Annotated in this window: 13 protein-coding genes; all 13 read left to right on the forward strand. The window is 43.0% G+C overall.

Annotated features, from left to right (window positions below; translation table 11 throughout):
- Positions 1-8: 8 nt before the first annotated feature.
- The 13 genes from mraY (at position 9) to CD00_RS0101705 (ending at position 14,405) form a co-directional block, all read left to right on the forward strand.
- Positions 9-974, forward strand: coding sequence for a phospho-N-acetylmuramoyl-pentapeptide-transferase (gene mraY / locus CD00_RS0101640; RefSeq protein WP_026654311.1), 966 nt, complete (start codon positions 9-11; stop codon positions 972-974).
- A gap of 15 nt (positions 975-989) precedes the next feature.
- Complete coding sequence (gene murD / locus CD00_RS0101645; RefSeq protein WP_026654312.1) at positions 990-2,360, forward strand: UDP-N-acetylmuramoyl-L-alanine--D-glutamate ligase; 1,371 nt, start codon at positions 990-992, stop codon at positions 2,358-2,360.
- A gap of 34 nt (positions 2,361-2,394) precedes the next feature.
- Positions 2,395-3,552 (forward strand): FtsW/RodA/SpoVE family cell cycle protein, encoded by a 1,158-nt coding sequence (locus CD00_RS0101650; protein ID WP_026654313.1) that lies wholly within the window; start codon positions 2,395-2,397, stop codon positions 3,550-3,552.
- Between the two features lie 7 nt (positions 3,553-3,559).
- Entirely contained in the window at positions 3,560-4,381 is an 822-nt protein-coding gene (locus tag CD00_RS0101655) for a cell division protein FtsQ/DivIB (protein WP_026654314.1), read from the forward strand.
- A 121-nt stretch (positions 4,382-4,502) separates the two neighbouring features.
- The gene (gene ftsZ / locus CD00_RS0101660) at positions 4,503-5,744 is read left to right on the forward strand and encodes a cell division protein FtsZ (RefSeq protein ID WP_026654315.1); all 1,242 of its coding nucleotides are present in this window, start codon (positions 4,503-4,505) and stop codon (positions 5,742-5,744) included.
- A gap of 420 nt (positions 5,745-6,164) precedes the next feature.
- The gene (locus CD00_RS0101670; RefSeq protein WP_026654316.1) at positions 6,165-8,126 is read left to right on the forward strand and encodes a DUF2142 domain-containing protein; all 1,962 of its coding nucleotides are present in this window, start codon (positions 6,165-6,167) and stop codon (positions 8,124-8,126) included.
- 173 nt (positions 8,127-8,299) lie between these two features.
- Positions 8,300-8,812 (forward strand): transcriptional regulator NrdR, encoded by a 513-nt coding sequence (gene nrdR, locus CD00_RS0101675; RefSeq protein ID WP_026654317.1) that lies wholly within the window; start codon positions 8,300-8,302, stop codon positions 8,810-8,812.
- Positions 8,813-8,886: 74 nt separating this feature from the next.
- A complete protein-coding gene (locus CD00_RS0101680; RefSeq protein ID WP_026654318.1) occupies positions 8,887-10,467 on the forward strand; it encodes an ABC transporter substrate-binding protein in 1,581 nt (526 codons plus the stop codon).
- 32 nt (positions 10,468-10,499) lie between these two features.
- Positions 10,500-11,444, forward strand: coding sequence for an ABC transporter permease (locus CD00_RS0101685; RefSeq protein WP_026654319.1), 945 nt, complete (start codon positions 10,500-10,502; stop codon positions 11,442-11,444).
- The gene (locus CD00_RS0101690; protein ID WP_034461908.1) at positions 11,441-12,265 is read left to right on the forward strand and encodes an ABC transporter permease; all 825 of its coding nucleotides are present in this window, start codon (positions 11,441-11,443) and stop codon (positions 12,263-12,265) included. The genes CD00_RS0101685 and CD00_RS0101690 overlap by 4 nt, the downstream gene beginning before the upstream one ends.
- The gene (locus CD00_RS16810; RefSeq protein WP_051594041.1) at positions 12,256-13,056 is read left to right on the forward strand and encodes an ABC transporter ATP-binding protein; all 801 of its coding nucleotides are present in this window, start codon (positions 12,256-12,258) and stop codon (positions 13,054-13,056) included. The genes CD00_RS0101690 and CD00_RS16810 overlap by 10 nt, the downstream gene beginning before the upstream one ends.
- A gap of 2 nt (positions 13,057-13,058) precedes the next feature.
- Positions 13,059-13,814, forward strand: coding sequence for an ABC transporter ATP-binding protein (locus CD00_RS0101700; RefSeq protein WP_034461910.1), 756 nt, complete (start codon positions 13,059-13,061; stop codon positions 13,812-13,814).
- Positions 13,815-14,009: 195 nt separating this feature from the next.
- A complete protein-coding gene (locus CD00_RS0101705) occupies positions 14,010-14,405 on the forward strand; it encodes a hypothetical protein (RefSeq protein ID WP_026654322.1) in 396 nt (131 codons plus the stop codon).
- The last annotated feature ends 35 nt before the right edge of the window (positions 14,406-14,440 follow it).

Below are 14,440 nucleotides of genomic sequence, written 5' to 3' on the forward strand. Positions count from 1 at the left end.
GTATTTACGTGAATGATTATATTGTAAGAACTTTGATACCGGTATGTGCATCATGCCTTATTGCAGTACTTGCGGGGCCTAAGATCATAGCGATTCTTAGAAAGCTCAAAGCGGGACAGACTGAGAGAGAAGAGGGGCTTGAGTCTCATCAGAAAAAGACCGGAACGCCTACCATGGGAGGGATTATCTTTTTGCTTCCCTTCTTTATTATAGGTGTTTCCTACGCTGCATTTCATAAGGAAGTAATTCCTATTCTTATACTGACTTTCGGTTTTGGTGTGATCGGATTTATCGATGATTACATCAAAGTTGTAAAGAAGCATAACCTGGGGCTTAGAGCCTGGCAGAAGTTTTTGGGACAGCTCCTTGTGGCAATTATCTTTTCATTATATGTAGAGAATTGCACGGATATGACACTTGCAATGAAGATTCCTTTTATAGGAAGCGAGATAGACTTTGGAATATTTAACATCCCGCTTTTGTGTTTCATATCACTTGGTACCGCTAACGGAACGAATTTTACTGACGGAGTTGACGGACTTTGTGCATCGGTAACGGCTGTTGTTGCAGGATTTTTTGTATTGGCAGCTATGCGCTACGGATCTACCGGAGCTGAAGTAATGGCTGCGGCTATGATGGGCGGACTCCTCGGATATCTCGTATACAACGTTTATCCCGGAAAAGTAATGATGGGAGATACGGGATCACTTGCAATCGGAGGTTTCGTTGCGGGGATATCATATGTTATGAATATGCCTCTTTTCATCGTAATCGTTGGATTCATCTACCTTATCGAAGTTATTTCCGTTATCATGCAGGTTACTTATTTCAAAATGACAAACGGAAAAAGAATCTTCAGAATGGCTCCGATCCATCATCATTTTGAAAAGGGCGGCTGGTCAGAAACAAAGGTAGTTAATGTATTTACAACAGTAACAATTATCATGTGCCTTATAGCATATGCAGGATTATAACAGAGGTTGAGAGAAATGAAAGCTAGTGAGATAACAGGAAAAAAAGTACTTGTGATCGGAACGGGATTATCGGGAGTAGGATCGGTAAGACTCCTTCATCAGGTTGGCGCCGTTCCCGTAATGCTTGAAGAAAATACAAAGGTCACAAGAGAAGATATAGTAAAAAAACTTAATGAAGAGGATAAAGAGAACACTGAGATTATCATAGGTGAGATCTCCGATGAGGTTCTCGACGAGCTTGCACTTGTGGTTCCAAGCCCTGCGGTTCCTCTTGATGCACCTACGGTACTTCGTATTAAGGAAAAAAATATCCCTATCTGGAGTGAGATAGAGCTTGCTTATAACTTTGCAAAAGGAAAGCTTGTTGCAATCACCGGAACAAACGGAAAGACTACAACAACAACTCTTGTAGGAGAGATAATGAAAGCTCACTTTAAGAGCAGCTATGTTGTTGGAAATATCGGTGTTTCATATGCTGAGAGCGCACTTGAAATGAAGGAAGACACCGTAACTGTCGGAGAGATAAGTTCTTTCCAGCTTGAGGCAGTTGATAATTTCCATGCACAGGTTTCGGCTATCTTAAACATAACACCCGATCACTTAAACAGGCATCACACTATGGAGTGCTATGCCGAGATGAAGCAGAACATCACAAACAACCAGACTAAGGAAGATACATGCGTACTTAACTACGATAATCCATATACAAGAGAGTTTGGAGAAAAATGTCCCGCTAAGGTGGTTTTCTTTTCAACAAGTGAAAAGCTTAAAGACGGATTCTACCTTGATGGTGAAGAGATATTCATGAGTATCGCCGGCGAAGCGGTTAAGGTAATGAATATTCACGATATGAATCTTGTCGGAATGTGTAATGTCGAGAATGCTATGGCTGCTATTGCGATGGCTGTGGCTATGGGAGTTCCTTTTTCAACAATTCTCAGAGTCGTTCGCGAATTCAAGGCGGTTGAACACAGAATCGAGTTTGTTGCGACCAAGAATGGCGTAGATTATTACAATGATTCCAAGGGAACCAATCCCGATGCTGCAATTCAGGGAATCAAGGCTATGTCAAAGCCGACAATACTTATCGGTGGCGGCTACGACAAGGGTAGTGAGTATGACGAGTGGATCGAGAACTTTGGCGATACCGTAAAGATGCTCGTTCTTATCGGACAGACTAAGGAAAAGATTGCAGAGTGTGCGCAGAAGCACGGTTTTAATAAGTTTGTATTTAAGGATACTTTTGAAGAGGCGCTTGAATATTGCAGTTCTAACGCAAAAGAAGGGGAAGCGGTGCTTCTTTCACCTGCATGTGCAAGTTGGGACATGTTCCCGAACTACGAAACAAGGGGTAAGAAATTCAAGGAGTATGTAAACAGACTTTGAGAATATGACAAAAAATATGAGGGGATGATCTGATATGGCAAGAACCGGAGTAAACGTTTTAAGAAGGCAAAGAGAAAGAGAAGAAACATATGTTGACTACAGTTTGATATTTGTAATACTTTTTTTGCTTGCGTTTGGGCTTGTAATGATATATTCGACAAGTACATATTGGGCTAATCTTAAGATGAACGGTGACTCGTCATATTACTTCAAGCATCAGTTCGGAGCAGTATTTGGTGGAATTATTGCAATGATATTTATGTCCTATTTCCCTTATGGGTTCTTGAGAAAGTTTGCTTTTCCGTTGTATGCAACGTCAGTGGTCCTGCTTATCCTGACTCCTATCATAGGAAAAGAGATCAACGGTGCGAAAAGATGGATTCAGGTTCCTTTAATCGGATCTATTCAGCCGGCTGAGATAGCAAAGGTTTCTGTTATCATTTTTGTTGCGGCTTTCATCTTAAGGCTTCAAAAGCTTCTTTTAACTCCCAGAGGATATGGAGTGGCAATAGGATTTCCGGCATTTCTTGCGATAATGATTCGTCTGTGTACCAAGAACCTGAGCTCAGCTATTATCGTAATGGGAATTGCCGTTACCATGCTTTTTGTTGCAACTCCCGGTTATAAGAGATATGTAATGGCAGCTATGTCTGTAGGTGCTTTTGCGGCTGTTACGGTTCTTATAATTGCAAACGCGGGAGCAAAAGGAAGTTTCAGATCCGAGCGAGTTCTTGCGTGGCTCGATCCTCAGGGGCATGCGACAGACAAGGGATTCCAGACACTTCAGTCTCTTTATGCGATCGGCTCCGGCGGAACATTCGGAAAAGGTCTCGGCGAGAGCATGCAGAAGATGGGATTTATTCCCGAGGCACAGAATGATATGATCTTTTCCGTTATATGCGAAGAGCTCGGACTTTTTGGAGCCATTGCCGTAATGCTCATGTTCCTTCTTCTTATCTGGAGACTTATGATCATTGCAAACAATGCACCTGATATGTTTGGGGCACTGCTTGTTATCGGCGTTATGGCACATATTGCTATTCAGGTTATTCTTAATATAGCGGTTGTTACCAATACAATTCCCAATACGGGAATTACACTTCCGTTTATAAGCTACGGTGGTACCGCGGTTGTTTTCCAGCTCGCGGAGCTCGGAATAGCGCTTAATGTGGGAAGAAACATAGGAAGATAGTTTTGATATGGCAAAGAAGAAGCGTAAAAAGAGAAAAAAACGTTCATATACTGCCAGACCGGCTTTTCATCCTTTTGAGAAACTGAGAGACTCCTTTAGATATAAACGGAGTCTTTATGTTATTTCAGGTATAATCACTGCGTCTGCTCTGGTCGTCATAGCGATAGTCTTTTACATTGCGGACAATTACACCGTAAAGAATATCGTGGTTGACGGAAACACTCATTATACCCAAGAAGAGATCGCGGATATGGTTATAACCGATAAGCTGTGCCATAATTCAATGTTTTTGTCCATGAAATATATGAACAAGAGCATTGAAGATGTTCCTTTTATTGAGAAGATCGACGTGGACATAGTTTCGCGCGATACGGTCAAGATCAATGTATTTGAAAAAGCTGTCGCAGGATATATAGCATATCTGGGAAAATATATATACTTTGACAGAGAGGGCATTGTTGTGGAATGCTCTTCCGAAACGACCGAAGATGTCCCTCAGGTTATGGGACTTAATTTTGATTACATTACTATGCATGAAAAGCTCCCTATCGATGATGCTCATCAGGTGATTTTTGGTGAGATCCTTGATATTACGCAGCTTTTAAATAAATATCAGCTTCATGCGGATAAGATTTTTTTCGACAGTGATTTTAATGTTTATCTTTATTTTGGCGGAGTTGAAGTCAGTATAGGTAAAAATGATTATATTGACGAAAAAATTCAACAACTTCGATATCAATTGCCAAAACTTGAAGGACAGACTGGAATTCTTAATCTGAAAGATTTAAATGAAGACACTAAACTATTTACATTTACCCCGAAAAATTAAAGAATTGTGTCTGAGTAAAGTGAAATTTAAACAAAATTCTACTTAAAAAACGGGTTGATAATTGAGTAAAAAAATCGTATCATAGCTAATAAGGAGTCCAAGTTATGAAGGAGGAGAAAACTTGCTTGAAATAAAGTCAAACGATGCTGAAACTACTTGCAAAATCATCGTCGTAGGGGTTGGCGGTGCAGGTAATAATGCTGTTAATAGAATGGTAGACGAAAATATTACCGGCGTAGAGTTTGTCGGTATTAATACAGATAAGCAGGCGCTTCAGCTTTGTAAGGCACCCAAGCTTTTACAGATTGGTGAAAAGCTTACAAAGGGTCTCGGAGCAGGTGCTAAGCCTGAGATTGGTGAGAAAGCGGCAGAAGAGAGTGCGGAGGAGATTTCTGCAGCACTTAAGGGTGCAGATATGGTCTTCGTTACTTGCGGAATGGGCGGTGGAACCGGAACCGGTGCAGCTCCCGTTGTTGCTAAGCTTGCCAGAGAGATGGGGATTCTAACCGTAGGCGTTGTTACAAAGCCTTTCAGCTTTGAAGCACGTGTGCGTATGCAAAATGCTATGCTTGGTATCCAGAATATCAAGTCTAATGTAGATACACTTATTGTGATCCCTAATGATAAGCTTCTTCAGATCGTAGACAGACGTACAACTATGCCTGATGCGCTCAAGAAAGCTGATGAGGTCCTCCAGCAGGCCGTTCAGGGAATCACAGATCTTATCAATGTTCCTGCTGTTATCAACCTTGACTTTGCCGATGTTCAGACTGTTATGAAGGACAAGGGCATTGCTCATATCGGTATCGGTAACGGTAAGGGAGACGAGAAGGCTATTGACGCTGTCAAGATGGCGGTTGAAAGTCCTCTTCTTGAGACTAAGATTAATGGAGCTTCAAGTGTTATCATCAATATTTCCGGTGATATCACACTTCAGGATGCATCCGATGCTTCCGAATATGTTCGTCAGCTTGCAGGAAATGATGTAAACATCATCTTCGGTGCAATGTATGATGAAAGCAAGACAGATAATTGTACAATAACTGTTATCGCAACAGGTATTGAAGAGAAGGTTCAGACCAGTACACAGACTAAGGCAGCTGCTGCACAGAGTGCAACAAACCGCGTATTTGCCGCATCTCAGCCTACACCTGTACCAACACCGGTCGTTTCAACACCTATAACACCTATCGCAACTGTACCTCCGGTACAGCCGATAATTTCACCTATCTCCGCTGTGACTGATGCTCCCGCCGCAAATCCATCACCAAGGCCGGGACTTTCAATTAACAGACCAAGCGAGATTAAGGCAACAGTGGAACCCAAATCACTCAAGATTCCGGATTTCCTGCAGAGAAAGTAAGACTAAGGGCTGTCGCACAAGTATGTGCTATAGCCCTTTAATTACGCCCTGACCGGCAAGGTATATGTTCAGAAATACTTGTTTTCGTCTGCGGTGTGATTTTCTAAAATGAATAAAGCAGCCAATGCCTCATTTCGACGTTGCTCAGAGAAATCGGCATTGGCTGCTTTATTCATTCAAGAAAATCATCATCCTCGTCCGAGAACTGCGTATTTCTGAACATATACCTTGCCGGTCAGGGCTGTCTTTGAAAGGCTTTAGGTATATACTTGATTGCGGGAGCTCTTTTCCTTAAGGTGCGAGAGGAAACTTATAGTGAGAGAGGGGCGGGGCGGCGAGGTATCTTGTGTGGAAAAGCGTATAGGGAGATGGTATTATAGTGATTGTTGAGAAAAAGAATGCGTAAGGGTGGAGAGCAGTATGAAGATTGTGAGCAGTTTGAAAGACAACTTAGGGTATATTGTTGTATCGTTCATTGTATTGATTTTTTCTTTTTTGACTATCAAAGGGTCTGTAGGTGGAAGTTTGGAGTTTAGCTTTCCGGCGGAGGGAGTGGATTATTCTACTATTTCGTGGGGAGAGGTTCCTATAGATGGGAACGGACAGGAATTTAGTGTTGATTATAAGGCATGGGATATCGGGCAGTTAGGGCTTAGGATGTCGAATGAAGGCGACGGTGAGTTTGAGCTGCTGATAAAGGACTCCAAAGGCGGAGAGTTTGCAAGAACGTACAATACTTCGGGGCTTGAAGCGGATGATGAGGATGTGACTTGGATTGATGTGGACCGACATGTTTCGGCGGGTAATCTGAAGCTGGTCTTTAAGAATATAAGTGTGAACGGGCTTAAGCTTATTGGATATTCGCAGGAAGATGTCTTGGATGACAGTGGGAATGCGGCTTTGGGACTTAATATGCAGGTTAGGGCGGCTTCTTTTCCCAAGGTGAAGGCATATCTTTTTTCTACTGTATGGATATTGATAGTTCTTGCGGGATTTGTGGTTTTGAAGAAGAGGAGCATTTCCTATGAGAGGCTGTTCTTGGCGTTGTATATCGTAATGGGGATGCTTGCGTTTATGGTATTTACGCCTTTTGCGGAGCCGGATTCGGGTAATCATTACAGGAGGGCATATGCAATTTCTGAAGGCGACGTGTTTCCTGAGCTTGATGAAAATAATGCGATAGGAAGGTCGTTTGCGTGGCCTTTGACGTGGGGAACAGGAGACGGAGTCTCTGTTTCCTGGTATGAAGCACGTAACAGAATGGGCTTTGATGTAAAAGATGCCTCAAATATGCAGTACATAACATATACGAATATTGCGCTGTATTCGCCTGTATGTCACGCGGTTCCGGCTCTTTTTATGGCAATGACAAGGCTGTTTACGCATAGCATGATCGTAATCGAGATGGTCGCTAAGATTGCGAATTTTATTGCGATAGGAGCTCTTTTGTATCTTGGAATCAAAATCTCGCCCTTTGGAAAAGAATATTTCCTCTGGATGGCGGTTCATCCTTTTATGATGAAGCAGTATACATCAATATCTCCCGATCTTATGACTGCCGCGCTTGTGTATCTCCTTACTGCGCTGGTTTTAAGACTTAGATATGATGAGAAAGCGTATGCAAAGAAGGGATATCTTGTGGCATTATATATAATTCCGTTTTTGCTGGGGCAGTTTAAGATTGTGTATGTCGCTTTCTGCCTGCTTCTTTTCCTTATTCCGATGGATAAGTTTGAGAGTAAAAAGAGCTATTTTACCCATGCGACGGCAATCGGATTGCTGACAGTCGTGCCTGCGCTTGCGTGGTTTAAGATTTCATCGCATATATTAAGCCTTGGATACTCAGACATAAATGCGACAAACAGAGTGATCGCGATGAATCCCGTTAAATATATCCCGATTCTTCTCAATACATTCAGGATAAAGGGATATGACTATATCATGCAGTTCTTTGGAAGTGCGCTTGTATTTAAAGACGGCACAAATGAGGCAGTGGTACTCATATTTATAATGCTTGTTGCGGCGTATATAAGCAGAAACATTTATATGAACAGGCATAATGAAGCGGAGATTGCTGTCAAGGTGCGAAAAGACGCTGCTTTGAAGGTATTTATGGCAGCGGCGCTCGCCATTACAACGGTTCTGATATTTACGGCTGAGTATGTTCAGTGGACGGATCCGGGAGCTTCAAGCGTAAACGGAGTTCACGGAAGATATTTCTTTCCGTTTATTTTCCCTTTGCTGATTCTTCTTACGGGAGTGTCTGGAACGAAGGAAATTGACGGTGAAGTCTTTATAGAACCATCGAGAAAGTCACTGTTTTCGCTGGTTTCGGTTACTCTTTGTTTCGTCGCACAGCTGTATATAGTGTACCGGCTGTGAGGCCGCTTTATATCGGGGTCTGAGACTCTATGTTGTCCGCAATGCCGCATTTTACCTCGCGTCACAGAGTTAATTATAAATTGTGTGGAAAAATACGAAAAATGATGATACAATAATTTGTGGAAATGGATTATGTATAGTCAATATATTGTGGACATAATGGAGGATTCTTTATGAAGTGCCCATTCTGCGGAAAAGATGATACGAGGGTAATTGATTCAAGACCCGCCGATGAAAATACTTCGATTAGAAGGAGACGTGTCTGTGATTCGTGTGGTAAGCGATTTACGACCTATGAAAAGGTCGAGACGATTCCTCTTATCGTCATTAAAAAGGGTGACATCAGGGAGCCTTATGACAGAGCGAAGATTGAAGCTGGTGTTTTCAGAGCTTGCCATAAGAGACCTGTAAGCGCAGAACAGATAACCAAGATGGTTGACGCCGTTGAGACGGAAGTTTTTAATATGGAGCAGAAGGAAATACCTAGCAGAGCTATTGGAGAGATAGTTATGGACAAGATGAAAAATCTCGATCCCGTAGCTTATGTAAGATTCGCCTCTGTATACCGTGAATTTAAAGATGTTAATACTTTTATGGATGAGCTTAAGTCAGTTCTTAAGAAAGAAGCTGACGGTATTATAACCGACTCAACCGATAAGAGCACACCGCTCCTTAAAAAAGAGTAAACTATAGCCTTGACATTTTTTTGTCAAGGCTATAATGTATTTTAGGAAAATAAATTCAGGAAGGATGATTTAACATGATCACAAGAAGACATGGCAGAAAGAGAATCTGCTCACTTCTGACTGTTGTGTTAACGACACTGACTGTTGCATTGAGCGGTTGCTCAAGCGACAAGGCAGGGGATTCCGCAAAGAACTCAGGCGCAGGTTCATCTGCAGCTTCTGAGCAGGCAAATGCGGGAGATACTTCCAAACTTATCGTAGGAATACCTCAGGACATAGACAGTCTTGACCCCCACCACATGACAGGGGCAGGTACGAAAGAGGTAATGTTTAACGTGTTTGAAGGACTCGTTAAGCCCGATGAGAACGGTAATCTTAACCCTGCTGTAGCAAGTGAGTACACAATATCAGAGGACAACAAGGTTTACACCTTTACACTCAGAGACGGAGTAAAGTTCCACGACGGAACCGATGTTACAGCGGAGGATGTCAAGTATTCTTTGGAACGTAACGCGGGAGTTGACGGTAGCGAACCGCTTATTTCTTCTTTTTCAGAAATTGAAAGTGTAAATATTGTTGATGACAAGCATGTTGAGGTAGTACTTAATAAGGCTGATTCGGAGCTTCTTCCGCAGTTTACTGTGGCGATAATCCCTAAAGCCAATGCAAATCCCGAGACAAACCCTATAGGTACGGGACCTTATAAGTACGTTTCAAACGCGCCACAGGAGAGTCTTGTTGTTACAAGATTTGATGGTTACTGGGGCGAAAAAGCTTTTATTAAGGATGTAGTTTTTAAGATCGAGGCAAATTCAGATGCGATCGTGCTTGACCTTGAGGGCGGTTCGATAGATATGTACGCAAGAATCCCTTCAGCACAGGTAGCTCAGCTCTCCGACAAGTTCGAGATCTACGAAGGAACCATGAATCTGGTTCAGGCTCTCTATCTTAATAACGCAGTTAAGCCGTTTGATGATGTGAGAGTTCGTCAGGCGCTTTGCTATGCGATCGATCCTCAGGAGATAATGGATTTTGTTTCCGACGGAGCGGGTACTGAGATTGGAAGTGCGATGTACCCTGCATTTACGAAATATTTTTTGCCTGAGCTCAATGATACTTACAACCATGATCCTGAGAAAGCTAAGGCTCTTTTGGCTGAAGCGGGATATCCGAACGGATTTGAGTTTACGATAACCGTTCCCTCCAATTACAAGCAGCACGTTGATACGGCGCAGGTTCTTGTTGAGGAGTTTAAGGCTGTCGGAGTTACGGCGAATATTCAGGAAGTTGAGTGGAATACATGGCTCAGCGATGTTTATACGGACAAAAAATATGAGTCGACGGTTGTAGGATTTGATGCTTCCACAGTATCGGCGGGAGCGCTTCTTGCAAGATATGAGTCGACTTCAAGCAAGAATACATTTAATTACAGCAACAAGGAATTCGACGAGGCGCTTCACAAGGCTACAGAAACAGCCGATGATGCACAGAAGACCGAGTATTACAAAGAGTGTGAGCGTATCTTGTCAAAAGATGCAGCGAATGTCTACATTCAGGATCTTCCTGAGTATGTAGCGCTCAATAAGAAATTTACGGGATATGTCTTTTATCCTATTTATTTGCAGGACATTGCAAAGATAAGACCGGCTGAATAAGTCATTTTTAAGAGCTTGCGAGGAATATGCACATGAAATATATCATTAAAAAAGTCATTTCTATGATAATTACTTTAGTGGTTGTTTCACTGTGTGTATTCCTCGCTTTTAGTATAATTCCGGGAGATCCCGCGCTCAAAAAGCTGGGAACGGAGGCTTCTCCCGAACTCATCGCTCAGACAAGAGAGCAGATGGGATTAAACGATCCTGTTATAGTCAGGTACTTCAGGTGGTTTGCAGCTTTTTTACACGGTGATATGGGGAAAAGCTACAACTACAGCGTTCCTGTTGCGGGAATGATCTTAAATAAGATACCGATCACGCTGACTATGGCAATCATGTCCTTTTTACTTACAATTGTGGTTTCGATTCCGATGGGAATCATCACGGCCAAACACGAAGGGGGAGTGCTGGACCGCGTAGTTACGGTTATAAATCAGATAATCATGGCCGTTCCGCCTTTCTTTTCGGGAATACTTATAACTTTTATTTTTGGAATGGTATTTAAACTCTTTACTCCGGGCGGATTTGTTTCGTACACGGATAATTTTGCGGGATTTGTGGGATATCTGATCTTTCCTTCAATCGCTGTTGCTCTTCCTAAGATCGCTATGACGGTCAAGATGCTCAGGGGAAGCGTCATTGACGAGGCGAAAAAAGATTACACGAGAACCGCTTACAGTAGAGGAAATAACACGAATGGCGTTCTTTACAGACATGTTCTTAAGAATGCGCTTATTCCTGTCATAACCTTCCTTGGAATGCTCCTTGCCGATATGGTTGCGGGAAGTATTGTAATCGAGCAGGTTTTTGGAATTCCGGGAATAAGTAGAATCCTTCTTACGAGCATAAGCAACAGGGATTACCCCGTGGTTGAAGCAATAATCATGGGAATTGCGATGATAGTTATTGTCACCAATCTTTTGGTGGACATTATTTATAGAATTGTTGACCCGAGAATAGGGATTGAAGAATGAGAGATAAATTTACGGAAGTTTTTAAGAAAATAAAAAAAGATCCCTATATGTGCGCGGGTGTCATTATTACCGGAATTATCCTTTTGATGATAGTAGTGGGACTTTTCTGGATGCCGTATGAACCGACCAAGATGAGTGCGGCAGAAAAGCTTCAGGGGATTTCTTTTAAACATATTATGGGAACCGATAACATGGGAAGAGATGTGTTCAGCAGAGTTATGTACGGAAGCAGGGTTACGTTTCTGATCGCTCTTGGAACCGTGTTTATCGGTGCGTTTGCGGGAACACTCATCGGAGCGCTTACGGGTTACTTCGGCGGGCTCTTTGATGAGATCACGATGAGAGTTATTGATGCGATGTTTGCGTTTCCGAGCATTTTGCTGGCTCTTGTGATTGTCAGTGTTTTCGGAACGGGATGGATGCAGCTTCTTCTTTCACTCGGAATAGCATTTATTCCGAGCTTTGCAAGGATCGTAAGGGGAGAAGTGCTTCGTTGCCGCAATACGGATTATGTGGAAAGTGCCAAACTCCAGGGTGTATCTGATGTCAGGATGATATTCGTACATATTTTGCCCAATATAAAGGGAGTTCTGGCTTCGTCGATACTTATCGGATTTAACAACGCGGTGCTGGCGGAAGCGGGACTTAGCTATCTGGGCGTCGGTTCCCAGCCACCGTATGCAAGCCTTGGAAAGATGCTTTCGGATGCGCAGCAGTACATGTTTACGACTCCGAGTTATTGTCTTTGTCCCGGACTTGTGATTGTTTTGATGGTTTTGGGCTTTTCGTTTTTGGGTGAGGGAATCAGAAGATGGGAGTGATACTTGACGTAACTGATCTTCATATAGAGTTTCACGATCACGGGTTTCCCGAGGTCGCGGTGGAAGATTTTGATCTGATGCTTGAAGAGGGCGAGATTGTCGGTATTGTCGGAGAGTCCGGCTCGGGAAAGAGCATGAGCGCGCTTGCGATAGCGGGGCTCTTAAGCAGGCATTCGATCACCAAGACGGGAAGAATCATGTTTAACGGGGACGATCTTCTTACCTGCGACAGAAAGACTTTGAGGTCGTATCAGGGAGATGAGATCTCGATGATCTTCCAGGAGCCGATGACGAGTCTTAATCCGGTTAAAAGAATCGGGTGGCAGGTTGAGGAGTCTCTTTTCATCCATCATCCCGATATTGATAAAAAGAATCGCAAAGAAATGGCGATAGAGATGCTGAAGGCTGTTGGCTTAAGTGATGCGGAGAATATTTATCACATGTATCCGCATGAACTTTCGGGCGGAATGAGGCAGAGAGTTATGATTGCGGCCGCGATGATAGGAAATCCCAAGATACTTATCGCTGATGAGCCAACGACGGCACTTGATGTGACTGTTCAGGCACAGATAGTCGAGCTTCTTAAAAAGATTAACAAGGAGCGCGGAACGTCGATCATCTTTATTTCCCATGATCTTAGCCTTGTAAGTCAGCTCTGCGAGAGGGTTATCGTGATGCAGAAGGGAAATATTGTTGAGAGCGGCGATACTGCGAGGGTGTTTGGAGCTCCGCAGGATCTTTATACCAAAAAGCTGATCGCGGCTATTCCAAAGATTGACATAGGAAACTGATTATGAGCGAGGATAAGGTTTTAAGAGCCGCTAATCTTAATGTTTTTTATAAGAACAGAAAGAGAAAGCTCTTTTCCAAAAATAAAAAAATACAGATTCTTCACGATGTGACTTTCGAGATGGAAGAGGGTGAAGTGCTTGCGATCGCGGGCGAGTCCGGATGCGGAAAGTCGACGCTTGCAAGGACGATAGTCGGGATCAATAAGGACTACACGGGCGAGCTTATGCAGAAGTACGAGGGGCCGCAGATGGTGTTCCAGGATCCGTACAGTTCGCTGAATCCTTCCAAGAAAGTTGGCTGGCTTATGGAGGAGCCGCTTAAGGTCGACAAGAAGCGGAAGTGGACGAAGGAAGAGCGCCTTGAGCGGGTAAAAGAGGTGATGAAGGATGTTGAGCTTCCTGTTGAGATGCTGGACAGATATCCTTCACAGCTTTCCGGAGGACAGAGGCAGAGAGTGTGCATAGGTATTGCACTTATGAGATATCCGAAACTGCTTATCGCTGATGAGCCTGTTTCTGCACTTGATGTGACGATTCAGTCGCAGATTATGGAACTGCTCAGGTCGCTTCACAAAAAGCTCGGGATATCCATAATTTTCATATCTCATGACCTTAGGGTGGTCTACCAGATCAGTGATCACGTGATGATCATGAAGGACGGCAGGATAATTGAGCATGGGAAGACGGATGAGGTGTACAGGCATCCTCAGGCTGAGTATACCGAGCGGCTATTGAAGGCGGCGGGCATCAGAAAGTGAGGCAAAAAGCATTTTTGACTTAGGGTAACTTTATGAAAGTAATATTTTATGCGAGATTTCATAATTTTTTTATAATTAACGCTTAATTTATGGGCTTTTCTTCCGATATATATTTTAAAAGGGCGACAGTGTGTTACCTTAAACGATTACGTTTTTCACAGTAGCAGATGTGGCAAGGAAAGGAGGCTTGGTGTTATGGCGATTAGCAGAGTTAGCTGGTATGGTGGAAGCAGTGCTTACAAATATCCGACAACTGTGGGTAATGACGCAAAAGATAATACCGAGTTCCTTGATAAAGCTGAGACCGGTGCACAGGGTAATGCAGAAGAGGAGCTTTCAAGCGACCATGTGCAGAGGGGAAATGCTTCTATTGATAATGTTGCGATTTCTTTTGGAATCTATGACGATGCTTCGGGAAATCTTTTGGGAATGGATGGCCTTATATCAAATGACATGATGCAGGCTATTTCCGGAATGCAGAAAGATCAGATTCTTCGTGAGTATCAGTATTTTGTGGGAGACGATCTTTCGGGAAATAAGAGCAGTATCATTGCCAGTACCGAGGATGGACTTGTAATAAGGAAGAATTAAACTTTGGGAAAGTCAAATATAGAAAAGTGCGAAAG

It is taken from the genome of Butyrivibrio sp. AE3003 (assembly GCF_000686065.1).
Classification (GTDB): domain Bacteria; phylum Bacillota; class Clostridia; order Lachnospirales; family Lachnospiraceae; genus Butyrivibrio; species Butyrivibrio hungatei_A.

Bases quoted from the DNA above. Each gene is read 5' to 3' on its own strand.
- murD (WP_026654312.1), top strand. From the start codon at position 990: ATGAAAGCTAGTGAGATAACAGGAAAAAAAGTACTTGTGATCGGAACG.
- CD00_RS0101650 (WP_026654313.1), top strand. From the start codon at position 2,395: ATGGCAAGAACCGGAGTAAACGTTTTAAGAAGGCAAAGAGAAAGAGAA.
- CD00_RS0101655 (WP_026654314.1), top strand. From the start codon at position 3,560: ATGGCAAAGAAGAAGCGTAAAAAGAGAAAAAAACGTTCATATACTGCC.
- CD00_RS0101670 (WP_026654316.1), top strand. From the start codon at position 6,165: ATGAAGATTGTGAGCAGTTTGAAAGACAACTTAGGGTATATTGTTGTA.
- nrdR (WP_026654317.1), top strand. From the start codon at position 8,300: ATGAAGTGCCCATTCTGCGGAAAAGATGATACGAGGGTAATTGATTCA.
- CD00_RS0101680 (WP_026654318.1), top strand. From the start codon at position 8,887: ATGATCACAAGAAGACATGGCAGAAAGAGAATCTGCTCACTTCTGACT.
- CD00_RS0101685 (WP_026654319.1), top strand. From the start codon at position 10,500: ATGAAATATATCATTAAAAAAGTCATTTCTATGATAATTACTTTAGTG.
- CD00_RS0101690 (WP_034461908.1), top strand. From the start codon at position 11,441: ATGAGAGATAAATTTACGGAAGTTTTTAAGAAAATAAAAAAAGATCCC.
- CD00_RS16810 (WP_051594041.1), top strand. From the start codon at position 12,256: ATGGGAGTGATACTTGACGTAACTGATCTTCATATAGAGTTTCACGAT.
- CD00_RS0101700 (WP_034461910.1), top strand. From the start codon at position 13,059: ATGAGCGAGGATAAGGTTTTAAGAGCCGCTAATCTTAATGTTTTTTAT.
- CD00_RS0101705 (WP_026654322.1), top strand. From the start codon at position 14,010: ATGGCGATTAGCAGAGTTAGCTGGTATGGTGGAAGCAGTGCTTACAAA.